This window comes from Luteibaculum oceani (assembly GCF_007995015.1).
Classification (GTDB): domain Bacteria; phylum Bacteroidota; class Bacteroidia; order Flavobacteriales_D; family Luteibaculaceae; genus Luteibaculum; species Luteibaculum oceani.
In genome coordinates, this window is sequence record NZ_VORB01000003.1 from 174,423 (window position 1) to 189,191 (window position 14,769).

The window sequence follows — 14,769 nt, forward strand, 5'->3', positions numbered from 1 at the left end:
ATATTGGCATCAATTTAATGATGAAAATCATTACAAATCTAAACATTGGACATTGATATTCAGCGCAGAACATCGAAAATATCCGCTAATTAGACGATAGGACTGAAATTTTTAAAGAATTTCATTTGGTAATCAGGGTGCGTATCATATCCCACAACACAACTCCCCCACAAACTGATACATTAAAGGAGTGTTTCGTGCCAAACTGAGGAATCTCCGCACAAAAATAAGACGCCGTTATTAGTTCATCATTGACTCCGTCTACTTCATTTCCAAACACCAGAGCACAGGGTAACTCCCAATTTACACGCTGTATTTCCTTACTTTCTTCAGTCTGTTCTACACAAATAATTGGCAATCCTTGCTCCTTACAGAATTCAATTAATTCCGAATTGGTTTCCATTCCAATCCACTCCACAGTTTCGGTAGCACCAATAGCACTTTTCAATATTTCTCGGTGTGGAGGTTTGGGAGTTATTCCAAGCAAAATAATTCGTTCAATCGCCAAAGCATCGCAGGTTCTGAAAAAGGAACCCACATTTAAACCTGATCTAACATTATCCAATACAACAGTAATGGGATGTTTTTTTTGCTGCTTAAATGTTTCAGGATCCACCCTGTTTAACTCGTCAAGTTTCAACTTTTTATTCGCCATTTAATCCCTGTTTATAAATCGTGAAAAAATACCTCCCACACCGTCAATCAACTTTTTAATTTCGTGGTGAGTATGGCAGCAAAGAAAGCGAAAAGCACAGAGACCCCCTTAATGAAGCAGTACTATCAGATTAAGGGTAAATATCCAGATGCAATTCTTTTATTTAGGGTCGGAGATTTTTACGAAACCTTTGGAGAGGATGCTGAAAAAGCAGCTTCGATATTGGGCATAGTACTTACCCAAAGGAAAAATGGCGCTGCATCCTCTGTAGCCCTCGCTGGATTTCCACACCATGCCTTAGACACGTATTTACCTAAACTTGTAAAAGCAGGCCTACGTGTTGCTATTTGCGACCAGCTCGAAGACCCAAAGAAAACCAAGACCATAGTTAAAAGAGGAGTTACTGAATTGGTAACGCCAGGTGTAACCCTTAACGATAAAGTACTCGATCAAAAACAAAACAACTTTCTGGCGTCCGTCCATTTGGGTGGATTAAAAATTGGGGTCTCTTTTCTAGATATCTCCACAGGTGAGTTTCTATTATCTCAAGGAGATGCACAATATGTAGACAAGCTAATTCAGAGCTTTCAACCATCAGAAGTCTTGGTAGAAAAAAGATATCGAGATCAATTTCCAGAGCTTTTTGGAAAAAACCACAATTTATTCTTCTTAGAAGACTGGGCTTTTAATCCGGAATTTGCCTACGATTTACTTACCGAATGTTTTAGAGTAAAATCGCTTAAAGGATACGGAGTTGAAAATTATGGTGACGGAATTATTGCGGCAGGGGCAATTTTACAATACCTAAAAGACACCCACCACCACGAAACCCAACACCTAAATGGAATTGCCCGAATAGATGAGGCGGCTTATGTTTGGTTAGATCGATTTACAATAAGAAACCTTGAAATCCTGCAAAGCAACAGTCCCGATGGAATTGGATTAATAGACATCCTCGACCACACAGTAAGTTCCATGGGATCTAGACTATTGAAAAGGTGGCTGGTTTTACCCCTTAAGGATAAAAATGAAATAGAATTACGCCACGCTGCGGTAGATTTTTTTAAGCAGCAATCGGAGATAAAAGAGCAATTGCGCCTCGACTTAAAGCAAATATCTGACCTGGAACGCCTAAGTGCTAAAATTGCTACCAAACGAGTTAACCCTAGAGAGTTATTACAGCTAAGCAAAAGCCTAGGCCAGCTTCCAAAATTAATAGAGCTGCTAAAGGAAAGTGAAAGCAAGCTCATTAACCATTTGCGCGCCCAATTAAATCCTTGTACCGATTTATACCAGAAAATTAATTGTACCATACAAGAAGACGCCCCATTATTACTCTCTAAAGGCAACGTGGTAAAAGAAGGTGTTAATCCAGAACTGGATGAATTAAGGAATTTAGCGAATCATGGCAAAGACCAATTGCTAGCCATGCAACACCGCGAAATCGAAAACACAGGTATTCCATCCTTAAAAATTGCTTTCAACAACGTTTTCGGTTACTACATTGAAGTTAGGAATACACACAAGGATAAAGTTCCTGAAAACTGGATAAGGAAGCAGACTTTAGTATCTGCGGAACGATACATAACCGAGGAATTAAAAGAGTTTGAGCAGAAAATCCTAGGCGCTGAGGATAAGATTCAAGTAATAGAGCAGCAAATCTATGAGGAACTGGTATCGGAGTTACTCCAATATCTAGACGCCATTAAGCTAAACGCCCAAATTATTGGCCAGCTAGATGTACTCTCTTGTTTTGCCCATACGGCGATAATTAATAACTACTGCAAACCCAGCATAACGAACGGTACTGAAATTGAGATCGAAAATGGAAGGCATCCCGTTATAGAGCAAGCACTGGGGGACAACGAAGAATATATCCCTAATAGCATTAGGCTGGATAATTCCGCTAACCAGATTTTAATGATTACCGGTCCTAACATGTCAGGTAAATCGGCCGTTTTGCGCCAAACCGCCCTGATCTGTTTAATGGCCCAAGCTGGCTCTTTTGTTCCAGCCGAAGCCCTTAATTTAGGTGTCCTGGATAAAATATTCTCCCGAGTGGGAGCGTCTGATAACATCTCCTCTGGGGAGTCGACCTTTATGGTTGAAATGAATGAAACTGCCTCCATTTTGAATAATATTTCTGACCGAAGCTTAATTCTGATGGACGAAATTGGAAGAGGAACAAGTACTTACGACGGAATAAGCATTGCCTGGAGTATTGCTGAGTTTTTGCACGAAAACCCAAAAGCTAAAGCCAAAACACTTTTTGCAACCCACTACCATGAGCTCAACCAAATGGCAAAAAAGTTCGATAGGATAAAGAACTTTAACGTAGCCATTAAGGAAGTAGACAAAAAAGTGTTATTCCTCCGAAAGTTAGTTCCAGGTGGATCGGAGCACTCATTTGGTATTCACGTGGCCAAATTAGCTGGGATGCCAAATCAAGTAATAAAAAGAGCAGAGACGGTTTTAAAGTCGCTGGAAAAAAGCCATCGGGAAACGGGAAAAGAAAAGGGAGCCAGCATAAATATACCCGACCCAGAAATGCAGTTAAGCATATTTAAATTAGACGATCCCGTATTGGAGCAAATTAGAGATGAACTTTTGAATTTGGATATAAATTCATTGACTCCAGTAGAGGCTTTGATGAAGCTAAATGAGATTCAAAAATGGGTTGGAGCAAATGCTAAAAAATAATTGTTGGCTGTAATAGATAGATTTTTATATTTGCACCCACATTTGCGAGAATAGCTCAGCTGGTAGAGCACGACCTTGCCAAGGTCGGGGTCGCGGGTTCGAATCCCGTTTCTCGCTCCACTTTTCTCAACAGAGAAAGCCCTGCCCGGGTGGTGGAATTGGTAGACACGCAGGACTTAAAATCCTGTGGCCTTTGGCTGTACGGGTTCAAGTCCCGTCCCGGGTACAAAACAGAGCGAGAAACAGAGTGAGAGCGGAGTTTCTCGCTCTGTTTTTTTTTATACCCATTTCTATTTATTTCCTACTTTATCGTATCGGACAAGGAAAACACAAATTTTCTTAATGGTTTCACTTCCTGTAAAACATGACTTTGCAGGAATTATTTTTGCCGCCAACAATACATAATCCACTGATTAACAATACCGTACAATAGTGAGTAAACTTCGAAACTTCATTCTATTTAGCTTTCTTTTTACTTTTTCTTCCATCTGCATTTACGCCCAAACACCAACCAATGCAGAAAAGGACAGCTTGTACATCGTTCATTATGAAGACCATAAATCGCCGGATAAGGTATTACATGCCGAACCCCTATTTATTGATCTAATACGAGATTTAGGTGCTAGGAAGGGCGAAAGAGAATGGAACATCGGAATGGGGATAACCGATAATCTAAAATTCGACTCCTACGAAGCATTAATCGAATACGAATGGGCTCCTATAAATCGCTTGGGATTGGAGGTAGAACTTCCCTTTACCTTCTATTCACCATTAAACGGCACAGAAACTGCTAAAGTCCCTTCCAACAGATTAAACAGCCTTAAACTAGCCGCCCAATGGTCCTTTTTTGTAAGCGAGGAAAAAGCAACCTCCATGGCTTTAGGCTATATCAATGAATTTGAATTATCCAGCTTCGACCAGTTTGCAAAACCACTGATAAAAGGAAATATTTACAATCCATTTCTTGTAGTCGCCAAAAGGTGGGGCACAAATTTTCACTCCCTGCTATACACTGGACCTCTTATCGAGACTGAGTTTAAGAGTAACCACACTCACGTGGTTTATATGGTGAATAGCAACTTCCATTACATGATCGCAGGAACTCGAAACTTTATTGGGGTGGAGTTCAATAAGTCATTCGGACCGGCGGATTTTGACATGACTATCCGACCTCAAATGAGGGTAGGAATTGCAGATAATTTATTGATAGGTATTGTAGCTGGAATTCCAGTAAGTCGTGAGAACCAACGATTAAGCTCTTTCCTTCGCCTTATTTGGGAACCTCACCATAAAACACATTAACGCCTATTTGTAGGAAGTCATAAACCGTTTTTCATAGTTTTCTGAGCTTAGCCTGAATTTTAGCAGGAGAAATAGCCCGTTACAAAAAGGCGTTGGTTTTACTTTCTCCCTTTTTTTTTCATGTTTTGAATCTTATCCCCTCGCTTTTGCGACTTTTTATATTTCGCCTTAAGCTCGCGATGGTATTTTTTCAAAGCTGGTTTTTCCTTGCTGTTCTTCGCTAGTTTTTCATGGAAAGCTGGTCCGGCCTCTGGAGCTTTTTTATGGTTGTGTACAGGCTCCTCATCCAGAACTACTCTATTTTTTTCTTCTGGAATCTTTTTGGGATTGATTTCAACCTCGTTAGGAAACTCCTCAACTGGAATGACACAACCCATTAATTCCTCAATAACGATTTTCAACGGTTCTTCCTTCTCAGTAAAAAATAAGATGGATTGGCCTAATTTCCCGGCTCTACCCGTCCTTCCTATCCTATGTATGTAATTCTCTGGATAATGAGGAGTATCGAAACTTATAACCGTTGACACATCATCAATATCCACTCCCCTAGCGATAACATCCGTTGCTATTAACACCCTGCTCTCTCCGCTGGAAAACTGCTCAATTGCCCTTAACCGAGCATTTTGCTCTTTTCCTGCGTGTATAATCGAAACTTCTCCTGAAGCTCCAAAGACCTCTTCTAACCTATCTACATTTTCTTTTGATCTAAGGAAAACTATTACCCTTTTATGAGTCTCCTTATCCAACAAAATATGCTTCAGAAGATTAACCTTAGTGTAAAAATTAAAAACGGAAAAAGAGGTTTGGTTAATGGTGATAAGCGGTGCTCCACTTGGCGCTATAGATTCTTTAACCGGATTCAACAATATTTGATCTACAAGCTCGGCAACTTGATCTGTCATCGTTGCCGAAAAAAGTATGTTTTGTCGTTTTTGAGGCAAGAGATCGAAGAGATGCTGCATTTGAGTCTTATACCCAAAATCCAACATCAAATCGGCTTCATCGATAACCAATTTCTTTGCCGATTTAAGACTTAACGATTGGGCTAATACCAAATCGTACATTCTTCTTGGTGTTCCCACCACTATGTCAGCCCCCTCTTCCAAAGCCTTTTTTTGTCGCTTTATATTGTTCGATCCACCATAAACTCCAACCACCCGAACAGAAAGGTAGCTGCATAGTTTTTCAATTTCCGAAACCACTTGCAGTACTAATTCACGGGTGGGAACTAAAATCAAAACCCTGGGTGGGAGTTGCTCAGAATATTTAAGTTCTTCTAATAATGGTAAGAGGTAAGCTAGTGTTTTACCTGTACCCGTTTGGGCAATTCCTAGAAAGTCTTTCCCCGATTTTATAGGAGAAAAAGATTTGGATTGGATAGGAGTTGGAACCTCTATCCCCATATCTTGAAGCCCACTTAGCAGGCCTTTTTTCATTTTAAAATCTTCGAAAGATTCCATATTCCAATAAAATTAAGTACTAGCTTGTTGTTAGTATTTAAACCCGTCACCTTTCGATCCCTCGATTTCTATTCCGGTGGAAAGGACTATCCTGTTTACGAAATTAAAGTAGGCAACAACCAAAATACAATCGAGAATGGCGGAGTCACTCAGCCCCTTTTCTTTTAAAGGCTCAATATAATTTTGGTGCTCATGGTCTTGTGGATGATGGGTTAAATGCTCGGCAAAGACACAAAGGGAATGATCTACCGGAGATAGATCCACATTATTGAAGTCTTTCCTCAGCTTCTCTACCTCCTGATCGTTTTTCCAGTATTTATTTAACGCTGAAGCATGATGGACTTGGCAATATTCGCATCCATTAGCACTAGAAACCACCACGGCAATCATTTCCCGCTGAGCCCGAGTCAATTCGGATTTAGAATACATGATTTCCATGTACAAATCCATGTGCTTTACAATGCTTTCTGGCCTTAGGCTCTGCGCCTTATGAACTTCTGCTAATTGACCTCTAGATCCCTTTAAGTTGTCGTAGATCTCTTTTAATCGACCTTGTGCATTCGCTTCATCAACAATTTCTATTCTAGCCATAAGAACAAAAAAGGCTCCCGAAGGAGCCTAGAATTAATTTACTTTAAATCCTGCCAGGTATCTAGGTTCTTGAGCAAGAAACTAAATCGATTAAACAGCGGCCTTAACTCAGCTGGAGCTCCAGCTTTAACGTCAATCTCTTTTTTATTTCCTTCAAGATTATTTACATAGATTCTATAACCTGGTAAATCGGGAATATAATTTTCATAGGCATTGGGAAGGTCATAAAACCCTACCTCCTTTACCGTATGGTATAAAATCTCTAGGTCTTCTTTACTTACTACAGCTGTAGAGATAGAGTCTCTCACACCGTGAATCATGGGTGTGTACACCAAATATCCCGACTTGAATATTTCGATAATGTCTACTGGACAGGTACCAAAACAAGCATCTCTTTGAAATCTAAAAGCCAGGGAATCTTGATAAGAATCGGGCTTATCGTTCGCCTTTTCTCTAAAGGACCTTTGTTTTTGAAGCATTGCTTCCTCGTTTTTAACTGTTGACGCTTCCTGTTCCGCATTTTTATGCTTACCGCACTTATGCGCCACAAGAGGAAGACTTAAAACCAGTAATAAGGCAATGCTTTTGATTTTCATAACTTTAGTTCTTAGGGAGGTTATAACCTTTTTGCTTGGCCATTTCCTCTAGTCTTTTCTGAAATTTACTTTTCCCCTTCCCCTTATTTTTCTCTTTATTCTCCTGGATTTTCTCCAAGATTTTTTTCTCATCAATGATGTAATTCTTAATTACCCACATCTGAGTTATAGAAAGAAGGTTTGCCGTAAAATAGTAATAACTAAGTCCAGAAGAAAAATTATTGAAGAAAAACAGCATGAAAATTGGGAAGATGTACATCATCACCTTCATGTTAGGCATTCCCTCTTGCTGCTGAGGCATTTGGCTACTATTCATGGCCGTGTACCCAATAGTTGAAATACACATTAATAGTGTAAACAGGGAAACGTGGTCTCCATAAAATGGTATTTCGAAAGGAAGGTCTAGAATACTGTCGTATGATGAAAGGTCATCCGCCCATAAAAAGGACTCTTGCCTTAGCTCTATAGAAGCTGGGAAAAACCTAAACATAGCATACAGAATAGGCATTTGAAATAGCATTGGAATACATCCTGCCAAGGGATTCACCCCTGTTTTTCGATACAAGCCCATGATCTCCTGCTGCTTTTTCATGGGATCAGCATTTTTATGCTTTTGGTTTATTTCCTCGATTTGAGGTTTCAAAACCCGCATTTTAGCCGAAGACACAAAGTTCTTGTAGGTAAGCGGAGATAAAATCAGTTTGATTAAAATGGTTAGCACCAGGATAATTAGTCCATAGCTCATGTTAATAGACTCGAGCAGTCTAAATACATGGACGATGAAATACTTGTTTACCCAGCCAAAAATTCCCCAACCAAAATCTATGATTCGATCTAGCTCATTTACCTCGTAACTGTTTAAAATGTGGTAATCATTTGGCCCAAAATACCATCGGTAGCTTGCCGTATTTAAAGCGGTTGGATTTAAGGCTGCAGTTGCTGCATACATCTTGGTGTGAACAGTATCCTGGGGATCTTTTACAAGCAACTTGGCATCTAAAGGTGCAAATCCTTTTTCGTCTATAATAACAGTAGAAAAGAAGTTCTGTTTGAAAGCAATCCACTCGATGGGTTCTTCAATGACCTCTTCATCATCACCATTTTCAGTAAGATAATCTCTATCCTCCCCTTTCAGGGTGTAGTATACCGAACATCTTTGCTTTTCGGTCTCAAGATGTTTTTCTAGGTTATATCCAGCTGATGACCAAGAAAATCTGGCTCTATTTTGCCCAGTAAAGAAATTATTTAGTCCCACAGGAACAATTTCTTGGCGTATATCATAACGGTCTCCAAAAATGGTATACACCACTTCAAGTTTTTCTCCGCTACTGCCTTTGGCTGCATATTTTAACTTCAGGCTATCGCTTTCCTCAACAAATGTTTTTTGTTTGAATTTTCCGGTAAAGAATAGATCCTTTGTTGAAACCAACTTACCGTTGTTTTCAGCAAAAACAATCTCGAAATTTTGATATTCCTGATCAAACAGATGAACTGGCTTACCTCCATAGGTTAAGTAATCTTTAAGGACTATATCCTTAATACTTGCTCCCTTGTTAGAGAAGGTTAGCGTAAATTTAGGAGTGGCAATTTCAAATTCCTTTTCATTCCCCTTGCTAGCTGAAGCAAAAACTCCAAACTTCTCTTTAAGCAGTAGCTCTTGAGCCGCAAGCTGAATAGAATCTACAGCAGGAACTGTGGAATCTACTGAAGGCTTTAAAACTGCGGATTCATTTAAATCACTGAGGCTATCGGTAACTTCTGCTTCTACACGAGCAATAGAATCCAGTCTGGCTTTTTCTGCCTTAATTTCTTCTTCGGATGGGGCGGTAAAATAATTGTACCCTACTAAAATAAGTACAATGAGCACCATGCCCATTAGCGAATTTCTATCCATAAATCAATGGTAATTAAGCTTTTACAGCTTCTTTTTCTTTAACTTTTAGCGTTGCTTTCACAAAGGACACAAACAATGGGTGTGGGTTGTGAACTGTGCTTTTATATTCTGGATGGAACTGAACACCGATAAAGAAGGGGTGCTCTGGAATTTCCACAATTTCTACTAGGTTGGTATCCGGGTTTATTCCACTTGCTACCATTCCATTTTCTTCGAAACGCGATTTGTAATCGCTATTAAATTCGAATCTATGGCGGTGTCTTTCACTTATTTCGGTTCTACCATAAATTTCGTGGGCAAGGGTGTTTGGTTTAAGATTACATGTGTAAGCTCCCAAACGCATGGTTCCTCCCATATGGGTAATATCCTTCTGATCCTCCATTAGGTTAATTACCGGATTAGGACTTTCTGGATCAATCTCTAGGGTGTGTGCCTCTGGCAGCTTCAGCACATTTCTGGCGAACTCTATTACTGCACATTGCATTCCTAAACAGATTCCGAAAAATGGAACTCCGTTTTCTCTACAATATCTGATGGTATTGATCTTTCCTTCAACTCCTCTACCTCCAAATCCAGGAGCTACTAAAACACCATCTAAACCGGCCAATTTAGCATCTACATTCTTGGAATGGATAGTTTCAGAGTGAATCCAAGTCATGTTGATCTTGGTCTCCGAAGCCGAAGCTGCGTGGTTAAACGCCTCCGAAATGGACTTGTATGCATCCTGTAATTCGGTGTACTTTCCTACTAACCCAATATTAACCGTATGCTTAGGGTTTTTGAATTTATGTAGATACTCTTTCCATTCATCCAAATTAGGTTCGTGCCCCATAGGACAACCTAATTTGCGTAATACAACCTCATCAAGTTTCTCCTTTTGCATCATCAACGGTACATCATAAATAGAGGATGCATCCATAGACTCGATTACAGAATCGGCAGAAACGTTACAGAATAAAGCTATTTTCTTCTTAAGGCTCTCTCCTATTTCATGTTCGGTTCTACAAACCAAGATATGTGGCTGAACTCCAACTTCTAATAAGGCTTTAACACTGTGCTGAGTAGGCTTGGTTTTCAACTCACCAGCAGCACTTAAATATGGAATAAGTGTAAGGTGGATAACTAGACAATCGCCCTGGTGCTCCCATAACATCTGACGAACAGATTCTATGTAGGGAAGGGACTCGATATCACCTACCGTTCCACCAATCTCGGTGATAACAAAATCGTAAGTTCCTTTATTACCGAGAATTTGAATGCGGCGCTTAATTTCATCGGTGATATGTGGAATTACCTGCACGGTTTTTCCCAAAAACTCACCCTTACGCTCTTTTTCAATTACGGTTTGGTAAACTCTACCTGTAGTTACATTGTTCGCTTGCGAGGTAGGAGTATTTAGGAAACGCTCATAGTGACCTAAATCCAAATCGGTTTCTGCACCATCTTCCGTTACAAAACATTCTCCATGCTCGTAAGGATTTAATGTTCCGGGATCTACATTGATATACGGATCTAATTTTTGAATGGTAACAGAGAAGCCACGTTCCTGTAAAAGTTTAGCAAGGGAAGCAGAAATAATTCCCTTTCCTAATGATGATGTAACCCCGCCGGTTACGAATATGTACTTGGTAGCAGATGCCATAATTCCGTTGTGTAACTACGGGGCACAAAGTTACTAAATAATTGCTCCTTGCCCCGGATTATATCCTATTAAATACGCTATTAAAAGGTGTAGGTAACTCCTAAACTCGGTAAGATGGGAAGTTGATAAACTTTGTTCCCTCGAATAGCATCGATGTAGAAAATGTTATTTCTGTTGTACACATTGGTAACAGAAACTACCGTTTCTAATGACCTGTGCTCCGAGATTTCCCAGGTGTGCTTGAGAGATAAATCAAACCTGTGATAAGTACTTAAACGACCTTGATTAAGGCCACCATTTTCTATCGCAAAACTTCCGTTTTCATCAGTGAAATCAGAATTATATCCACCGTTAAATGTCAGTTGCTCGAAAAAGCCTCTTGTTTGTGTAAATGGAAATGGGGTTCCAAAGTTCCATCTTCCGCTTAGCTCCCAATTTCTCTTTTTTCCAAGAAAAACCGAACTCACAAAATTTAAGTTATGCCTTCTATCAAATACTGGAGGGTAATACTTCTCCCCGTCCCAACGGGTAACTTTCCCAAGAGAATAAACCAGCCACACGTAGTACCTTGGAGCATTGTACTTAAATGTAAAATCCAGTCCTTTAGCATCTCCAGTTTCTAGTACGTAGTCCTTTCTTAGCTCCTCGGGTCTTCCCTCATTTGCCAAGTTATCCTCGAATATTTTGTTTCGGTTTACGTTGGTGAGTTGTCTAAAGTTTTTAAAGTACGCTTCAGCATTTATAGAGAATCTCTTGGTGACATCTAACTCCACTCCACCAATAAAGTGATCTGCTTTCTGCAATTTGGAGTCTATACTCACTCGCTCACCATTTTCATTTACAAAGGTCTCTGGCAAGTTGGTTGGAGAACTTAAAAAGGCATAGAATAAATTAACTACATCCCTGTCGGAATTACCGGCAATAAGGTTTTGAGAATATCTTCCCGTGGCAGCCTTTAATCGTACAAATTCACTAAGATTATACTTTACCCCCAACCTAGGCTCAACAACAAACTCAGAAACTGAGGCATAATAATGGGTACGTATACTGGGTTCAAACACAAAAGACCCCGCCTTAAATTTCTTTAAGAAGTACAGCGCCATTTCGGTAGCGTTATCACTAGTATTAAATCCTGCTCCAAAACGGTTGAAATAATCGAAAGTGGTTCTTATTCCGTACACGTTAAACCCATAACGCGTTTCGTTATCCCCGTTGAAATATTTAAAATTTAGACCAAGATTAAAGTTACCTACTGAACTAGATCTTTCTGAAAGCCCTTCTTCCTGCAATGAAATCCCGTATTGTGAGTAAGCAAAATTCCCTTCAATAATTACCGGTGATGCCGACGGCACTGCTAGAAAGTGAGAACCAAATCCGTAACTGTTCCATCCCAGCTGCGAAACCCCTTGGTAGTTTACGTTATCCTGGAAGTTAAAACCAAACAAATTAAACTGCGATCCAGATCTTGAATTAAATGACAACTTCCCGTACAAATCGGTAAAAGTATAGGGCAATCCGTCCTCTGAAGCATAACTATAAAACTGGTTGGCACTTTGCTCTAGGTAGGATGTTTTCGCCGACAAAATGTAGCTGGTAGATAATCCTGTTTCTTCATCCAGCTTTTTTAAGGGGCCTTCTAATAAAAGTCTAGCTCCAAATGGGTTCACCCCTATTTTACCAGAGTTTCGAGTTTTATTACCTGCTCTAGTTTTAATGTCCATAACAGAAGAAATTCGCCCGCCGTATCTGGCATTAAATCCTCCGGTATATACATCTGCATTTGAGATAATTTCGGTATCAAAAACCGAAAATAAACCAATGGAGTGGAAAGGATTATAAATGGTCATTCCATCCAACAAAACAAGGTTTTGAATGGGCGACCCACCACGGATATATAATTGTCCACCTTGATCTCCAGTAAAAATAACACCGGGAAGTACTTGTAGATATTGAGCTAAATCGGGCTGACCACCCACCGAGGGGAGCGCCTTAATTTCCTTTGGCGAAATCTTGGTAACCGACATTTTTACCTGAGTAGTATTTCTACTTCTTTCGGCGCTTACCTCAACCTCATCCATTTCAATAGCTGAAGCCTCTAGATATATCTTCCGCGAAATCAATCCCCCTTTGGTTATCTCTATATCCTCCGAATACTCCTGATAATTAAAAGACTTAATTTTTAGGGTGTAATTCCCTTCGGGCACATTACCAAAACTGAAAAATCCGTTTTCATCCGTAGTAGCTCCATAGGAAGTTCCATCTAAGAAAACATTGGTAAAAAGAATGGCAGAACCGTTGCCCTTATCGTATACAAACCCCCGTACGGTTCCTCCAGTTTTACCCTGTGCGGAAATTTTGTTTGCACCAATGAATAGGGGTAAAAAAAGGAGTAGGTATTTAAGGAGTTTCAAGATATAAGGTATTGGAAATTGCGGCTGCAAAACTAGTAATTTAATATGTAAAAACTGAGTTCTCGGAGCAATCCTCCCTCATCTGTCCCCCCGTTATTCTTGCCCTTTGATCGCATATCATACTCGCGGAGTTTAGAATAAATCTTCACAACCGTTTTGGCAGGATAGTTTTTTGCAGCCTGCATGTATTGCCCGAAGAAAAAGGGTTTGATACCTATTAAACTGCAAATTTGGTTCTTATCCTTACTCGATGAGAAATGAATCATCATGAGTTTGTAGAAAAACTCAGCCAATTGACCGATTACCAAAATTGGGTGATTGTTTTTAGGATTATTTCCGAAATGCTCAGCAATTTCATATACCCGCTTTACATCTTTATTTCCTATCGCATTTATAAATTCAAATACATTGTACTCCCTACTAATACCAATGTATTGCTCGACATGTTTAGGGCTCACCTCAGTTCCTTCTGGGAGGATAATCCCTAGCTTCTCAATAGCATTTGCGAGCTGCCCTAAATTGGAACCTAAGTTTTCTACCAATAGTTGCTGGGCATGCAACCCTAAATTTACCTTTTTGGAACGGGCATAATCGCTTAACCATGGTGCAACCTGGTTATCGTAGAGCTTTTTACTCTCGAATAGCACCCCCTGTTTTGCCACCGTTTTGGCAAATGACTTTCTTCCATCTAGCTTTTTCCCCTTATATAAAACCACCAGTACTGTACTACTTGTTGGATTTTTAGCATAAGGTTCTAATTCCTCAATTTTCTTTAGTGATTGTCCCTCGCGAACAATAACCAGATTATACTCTGCCATCATCGGAAAACGACGTGCGCTTTCAATAATCTGACTTACCTGGGTATCCTTACCGTAAAAGATAGATTGATTAAAATCGCGCTCCTCTTCCCTAAGAACAGTTTCAGCAATAGCATCGTGGATCTTATCAATAAAGAAATCTTCCTCCCCTTGAAGAAAGTACAAAGGAGAAAATTTCCGCTGCTTTATATCCGATATAATATTTTCGAAAGTCACAGCGCGAAAATACTTTTATTTGCCAAGGGTAAGAAGCAGAATAAGGTGAAATTTCAACTGAAAATTAGACCTTCCGAAAAGGGAGAGCAGATATGGGATGAATACCGTGGCAAATGGATTGTAAACACTCCTGAAGAAGAAGTTAGACAATTTGTCGCATGGTATATCCACCATGAATTGGGCTACCCTAAAAGTTGGATTGCCGTTGAAAAGGGAATAAAACACCTTAACAAACAATATCGATTCGACATTGTGGTTTTCGGCGAAAATGCCCAACCCGTATTTCTAGTAGAGTGCAAAAGACCTTCGGTTCCCATAACCCAAAGCACTTTTGACCAAATCTTTAAGTACAACATTATTTTAAACGTTCCGTACCTCCTAGTTTCTAATGGAACCGATTTCTATGGGGTGGAAATAAAAAATGGGAAGCCCAATTTCTTAACCGAGCTTCCCAAATTTCAAAAGATATAGGACGACACCTTTT

Annotated in this window: 11 protein-coding genes and 2 tRNA genes; 5 read left to right on the plus strand and 8 right to left on the minus strand. The window is 39.8% G+C overall.

Annotated elements, in window-relative coordinates:
• Nucleotides 1–121 precede the first annotated feature (121 nt).
• Nucleotides 122–655 (minus strand): TrmH family RNA methyltransferase, encoded by a 534-nt coding sequence (locus FRX97_RS04165; protein ID WP_147013701.1) that lies wholly within the window; start codon nt 653–655, stop codon nt 122–124.
• A 72-nt stretch (nt 656–727) separates the two neighbouring features.
• Between FRX97_RS04165 and mutS the strand changes: the two genes are divergently transcribed.
• The 4 genes from mutS (at nt 728) to FRX97_RS04185 (ending at nt 4,657) form a co-directional block, all read left to right on the plus strand.
• On the plus strand, nt 728–3,355 hold the full coding sequence (gene mutS, locus FRX97_RS04170) for a DNA mismatch repair protein MutS (protein ID WP_147013703.1): 2,628 nt from the start codon (nt 728–730) through the stop codon (nt 3,353–3,355).
• A gap of 44 nt (nt 3,356–3,399) precedes the next feature.
• Nucleotides 3,400–3,475, plus strand: a tRNA-Gly gene (locus FRX97_RS04175).
• Nucleotides 3,476–3,498: 23 nt separating this feature from the next.
• Nucleotides 3,499–3,581 (plus strand) — tRNA-Leu (locus FRX97_RS04180).
• Nucleotides 3,582–3,808: 227 nt separating this feature from the next.
• On the plus strand, nt 3,809–4,657 hold the full coding sequence (locus tag FRX97_RS04185) for an HAEPLYID family protein (RefSeq protein WP_147013943.1): 849 nt from the start codon (nt 3,809–3,811) through the stop codon (nt 4,655–4,657).
• Between the two features lie 98 nt (nt 4,658–4,755).
• Here FRX97_RS04185 and FRX97_RS04190 read toward each other — a convergent pair whose 3' ends face one another.
• The 7 genes from FRX97_RS04190 to holA all read right to left on the minus strand — a co-directional run bounded on the left by FRX97_RS04190 (nt 4,756) and on the right by holA (nt 14,234).
• Nucleotides 4,756–6,117, minus strand: coding sequence for a DEAD/DEAH box helicase (locus tag FRX97_RS04190; protein WP_147013705.1), 1,362 nt, complete (start codon nt 6,115–6,117; stop codon nt 4,756–4,758).
• Between the two features lie 30 nt (nt 6,118–6,147).
• Complete coding sequence (locus FRX97_RS04195) at nt 6,148–6,708, minus strand: peroxidase-related enzyme (RefSeq protein WP_147013707.1); 561 nt, start codon at nt 6,706–6,708, stop codon at nt 6,148–6,150.
• A 38-nt stretch (nt 6,709–6,746) separates the two neighbouring features.
• Nucleotides 6,747–7,304, minus strand: coding sequence for a DUF6438 domain-containing protein (locus FRX97_RS04200; protein ID WP_147013709.1), 558 nt, complete (start codon nt 7,302–7,304; stop codon nt 6,747–6,749).
• A 4-nt stretch (nt 7,305–7,308) separates the two neighbouring features.
• Nucleotides 7,309–9,198 carry a membrane protein insertase YidC gene (yidC, locus tag FRX97_RS04205; RefSeq protein ID WP_147013711.1) on the minus strand — a complete coding sequence of 630 codons (1,890 nt, stop codon included), beginning with the start codon at nt 9,196–9,198 and terminating at the stop codon, nt 7,309–7,311.
• 13 nt (nt 9,199–9,211) lie between these two features.
• The gene (locus tag FRX97_RS04210) at nt 9,212–10,840 is read right to left on the minus strand and encodes a CTP synthase (RefSeq protein ID WP_147013713.1); all 1,629 of its coding nucleotides are present in this window, start codon (nt 10,838–10,840) and stop codon (nt 9,212–9,214) included.
• Nucleotides 10,841–10,920: 80 nt separating this feature from the next.
• A complete protein-coding gene (locus FRX97_RS04215; RefSeq protein ID WP_147013715.1) occupies nt 10,921–13,251 on the minus strand; it encodes a TonB-dependent receptor in 2,331 nt (776 codons plus the stop codon).
• Nucleotides 13,252–13,283: 32 nt separating this feature from the next.
• Nucleotides 13,284–14,234 carry a DNA polymerase III subunit delta gene (holA, locus tag FRX97_RS04220; protein ID WP_170227013.1) on the minus strand — a complete coding sequence of 317 codons (951 nt, stop codon included), beginning with the start codon at nt 14,232–14,234 and terminating at the stop codon, nt 13,284–13,286.
• Here holA and FRX97_RS04225 point away from each other — a divergent pair.
• Complete coding sequence (locus FRX97_RS04225) at nt 14,220–14,756, plus strand: type I restriction enzyme HsdR N-terminal domain-containing protein (RefSeq protein WP_170227014.1); 537 nt, start codon at nt 14,220–14,222, stop codon at nt 14,754–14,756. The genes holA and FRX97_RS04225 overlap by 15 nt on opposite strands.
• Nucleotides 14,757–14,769 lie beyond the last annotated feature (13 nt).